Annotated in this window: 1 protein-coding gene and 2 pseudogenes; 1 reads left to right on the top strand and 2 read right to left on the bottom strand. The window is 59.9% G+C overall.

All coding sequences use genetic code 11. The annotated features are described in order from the left end of the window. Both F6S12_RS31085 and F6S12_RS31080 read right to left on the bottom strand, forming a co-directional pair. Positions 1 to 752: pseudogene (locus F6S12_RS31085) on the bottom strand (glutamine synthetase); the annotation flags it as partial. Between the two features lie 38 nt (positions 753 to 790). Beyond that, a complete protein-coding gene (locus F6S12_RS31080; protein ID WP_077934929.1) occupies positions 791 to 1,573 on the bottom strand; it encodes a gamma-glutamyl-gamma-aminobutyrate hydrolase family protein in 783 nt (260 codons plus the stop codon). A 278-nt stretch (positions 1,574 to 1,851) separates the two neighbouring features. Between F6S12_RS31080 and F6S12_RS31075 the strand changes: the two are divergent. Next, positions 1,852 to 2,624 (top strand): annotated as a pseudogene (locus F6S12_RS31075) (glutamine synthetase); the annotation flags it as partial.

Here is a 2,624-nt window from a genome sequence, read left to right as displayed (position 1 = left end):
GGCTTGGCCATGAAGGTGGCGGCCACGTCGTGCTTGAGCGCGGCTTCGCGCATGGTGCGCTTGAACACCAGGATCTGGTCGGCCAGGGACAGGGCATCGCCGTGACGGAAGTTGATCTCCATCTGCGCCGTGCCGTCCTCGTGGATCAGCGTGTCCAGGTCCAGCTCCTGCAGTTCGCACCAGTCATAGACGTCTTCGAACAGCGGGTCGAATTCGTTCGCAGCCTCAATGGAGAACGACTGGCGCCCGGTCTCCGGGCGGCCGGAGCGGCCGATCGGCGGCTGCAACGGGTAGTCCGGATCGTCGCTGCGCTTGGTCAGGTAGAACTCCATCTCCGGCGCCACGATGGGCTGCCAGCCGTGGTCGGCGTAGAGTTTTAGGACCTTCTTCAGGACGTTGCGCGGCGACAGCTCGATGGGGTTGCCCTGCTTGTCGTAGGTGTCATGGATCACCTGGGCAGTAGGCTCGATGGCCCAGGGCACAAGGTACACCGCGTTCTGGTCCGGGCGGCAGACCATGTCGATGTCGGCCGGGTCCAGCAGTTCGTAATAGATGTCGTCTTCGACATAGTCGCCGGTCACGGTCTGCAGCAGCACGCTCTCGGGCAGGCGCATGCCTTTTTCGGCAATGAACTTGTTGGTCGGCGAGATCTTGCCCCGGGTGATCCCGGTCAAATCGCCGATCATGCATTCGACTTCTGTGATCTTGTGGTCTTTCAACCAATCGGTGAGCTGGTCGAGGTTGTTACTCATAAATGCCTCTAGGCTGAGTTTCCTGACTCTCTATTAAGTCAGGCCTTGTGTGACGCTTCGGCGTCGCGTTGTCTTGCCCGCTTGCGGCAGGCATCACCAAAAGCCTGGAAGATGGCCAGGTAGTGAGGGTTGCAGCTTACCTGCCATTCGGGGTGCCATTGCACCCCCAGTGCAAAAGCCTTGCTGGCTTCTACCGAAACCGCCTCTACCAACCCGTCGGGAGCCAGCGCCTCGACCCGCAGCCCCGGGGCCAGACGCTCGACGCCCTGGGCATGGATCGAGTTGACTTGAATCCGCTCCGGCAGGCCCAGCCCCGCCAGAACACCACCTGCCTTGATATGCAGGTCATGGGCGGGCGCGTACCAGGCGTCCAGGGGCTGGTCGGGCTGTTCGGCGTGCCGGTGGTCCATGAAAGGCTGCACCTGCTGCACGTTCTGATGCAGGCTGCCGCCCAGGGCCACGTTCATTTCCTGGAAGCCGCGGCAGATGCCCAGCACCGGAACGCCACTTGCGACGGCGGCGTTCAGCAGCGGCAGGGTGGCAGCATCCCGTGCAGAATCATGAGCAGTGCCCGGCGCGCTGGCAGGACCCTGGTAATGGAAAGGTTCGATATTGGAGGGAGAGCCGGTAAAGAGAATGCCGTCCAGACCGTCCAGAATATCGGACGGGGAAAGCAGTTCCGCCATGGACGGGATAATCACCGGCACGCCCTGGGCTGCGCTGGCTACTGCGTGGACATACTCGTCGCCACTGATGTGATAAGCATGCAGACCGATCTGCCTGGAGCAGGCGGTGACGCCGATTAACGGCAGGCGAGACATGAAACACCCCGGTATTATTGCTGTTATGGGTTTGATTCGAGCTTAGCCTTGTTCATTTTTTTACACAACACCCCCGTAAAAAATACAACACGGCCCGCTCAAGCCTGCGGTACCCAAGGCGGCCGAGCCCCAAAAAACGCCCTGTTTTGCCCCAAAAGAGCCTTGCCAGCCCTTTATTAGGGCATAAAAGGCCTTACTTGACTTCGGCATGCCGTTCGGGTTGACTGAAACCAGAAAAGATCAATGATTGATATTTTTAACAACAAAGGTGTTGCATCATGTCGGTACCCCCGCGTGCCGTTCAGCTCAACGAAGCGAACGCGTTCCTTAAGGAACATCCTGAGGTTCTGTACGTTGACCTTCTGATTGCGGATATGAATGGTGTGGTGCGCGGCAAGCGCATCGAACGCACCAGCCTCCACAAGGTTTACGAGAAAGGCATCAACCTGCCGGCCTCCCTGTTTGCCCTGGATATCAATGGCTCTACGGTGGAAAGCACCGGCCTGGGTCTGGACATCGGCGACGCCGACCGGATCTGCTATCCAATCCCCGATACCCTGTGCAACGAGCCCTGGCAGAAGCGCCCTACCGCGCAATTGCTGATGACCATGCACGAACTCGAAGGCGACCCCTTCTTTGCCGATCCACGGGAAGTCCTGCGCCAGGTGGTGACCAAGTTCGACGAACTGGGCCTGACCATCTGCGCCGCTTTCGAGCTGGAGTTCTACCTGATCGACCAGGAGAACGTGAACGGCCGGCCACAGCCACCACGCTCGCCGATTTCCGGCAAGCGCCCGCACTCCACCCAGGTCTACCTGATCGACGACCTCGACGAATACGTCGACTGCCTCCAGGACATCCTGGAAGGTGCCAAGGAACAAGGCATCCCGGCCGACGCCATCGTCAAGGAAAGTGCCCCGGCACAATTCGAAGTCAACCTGCACCACGTGGCCGACCCGATCAAGGCCTGCGACTACGCGGTCCTGCTCAAGCGCCTGATCAAGAACATCGCCTACGACCATGAGATGGACACCACCTTCATGGCCAAGCC

It is taken from the genome of Pseudomonas sp. JV245A, assembly GCF_032424515.1.
In the GTDB taxonomy this organism is placed as follows: Bacteria; Pseudomonadota; Gammaproteobacteria; order Pseudomonadales; family Pseudomonadaceae; genus Aquipseudomonas; species Aquipseudomonas protegens.
Note: the sequence above shows the minus strand (reverse complement) of the source record. Positions and strands in the feature narration are given on the sequence as shown.